General features: G+C 41.8%; 1 protein-coding gene. It reads right to left on the reverse strand.

The features are described from left to right. Nucleotides 1–171 precede the first annotated feature (171 nt). Complete coding sequence (ltrA, locus tag QZT26_RS17650) at nt 172–1,266, reverse strand: group II intron reverse transcriptase/maturase (RefSeq protein WP_320409752.1); 1,095 nt, start codon at nt 1,264–1,266, stop codon at nt 172–174. Nucleotides 1,267–1,393 lie beyond the last annotated feature (127 nt).

The following is a 1,393-nucleotide window of genomic DNA, read 5'->3' on the forward strand; positions in this document are numbered from 1 at the left end:
ACCGGTAGAGTAGAAACAGACGACGAGAACTTAGGCAGAAGTTTGTTTTCTCTGTTTGCTGGCTGGTTTCCCGCCAGTGCCACCATATCTCCGCCATATACTTATCATCTGCCCCCCTCGTCAAACCGTGCATGCGATTTTCCCGCACACGGCTTTCCGACAGTCTTCTTCTTAAGCTTTCACAGGTTGTCTGACAGGAACATATTTTGTCGGGTCTATTAGTCCATATCTATTGACTAATTCCTTAAACGCTCCCCGATTATAGAGCTTGCTCCTGCGCTGACTTTTCCTCTTATAATATCTCGTCAATCTCCTGAAAAGATAATATCGTAGGTCTCTTTTCGCCTTGTTTGGATACGTTACTCCCTTTATTGCGAAGTAATTTATCCATCCTCTTGTTATTGCATTCAATTCATTAGCTACTTTTTCCGCCGCTTTATGCCCATTGCTCTTTAGGTAGTTTCCTATCTTTTCCCTAACCTTCTTCTGTGATTTCCTGCTTGGTTCTATGTTCCAGTATTTCTTGTGTTTCCTACCAAACAAATCTTCTGAGAAGGATATGGTATGTCCGAGAAAGTCAAAGCTCTCTTCTTCAGCTTTTACTATTTTACTCTTATCCTCGTTAAGACTCAGCTTTAACTTCTTTAACAACCTGTTGAGATAGTCTAATGCTTCACGAGGTATTCGCTTTGCCATCAATACCCAATCATCCGCATAACGTATGATTGTTATCCCATACTTATAGAAAACCCCATTCTCTCTATTGACTGCTTTGTCGAGCATGTGCAGATATATGTTTGCTAATAATGGTGATATTACGCTTCCCTGCGGTGTTCCTATCTTATTTTTCCTCCCGCCTCCTGGTTTGCCTTCCTCTATCACCGGTGCTTTTAACCACATTTTTATCAAGTGCAGTACGTTCTTGTCGCTTATCCTCATCCCTATTAACAGTAACAATTCCTTGTGCGGTATTGTGTCAAAATAAGAACTCAGGTCTGCGTCAAATACCTCTGTTTTCCCTTCTCGCAGTTTTTCTTTGATTTTCCTCACAGCATCGCCCGCTGAACGTCCCGGTCGGAATCCGTAGGAGCTATCTTCAAAGTCTGCTTCGAATATCGGCTCTATTACAAGCTTTACACTCATCTGCACTACCCTGTCTTTTATCACAGGGATTCCCAATGGTCGTGTCTTACCGTTGGTTTTAGGTATGTACACTCTCAGTACCGGCTGTGGTTCGTAGGTTTTGTTTTCAAGTTCCTCTATTATTGCTACGTCTTAGAATAAATGCTCCAAAAATGCCCAATTAGTCTCAGAATATTTGAGTCTAATACCCAGCAAATGATTTGAAAAATCTTACCCAGCTACCCCGCCTTTTTTTTATCCTGCGTAAGTA

It is taken from the genome of uncultured Candidatus Kuenenia sp., assembly GCF_900696675.1.
Classification (GTDB): Bacteria; Planctomycetota; Brocadiia; order Brocadiales; family Brocadiaceae; genus Kuenenia; species Kuenenia stuttgartiensis_A.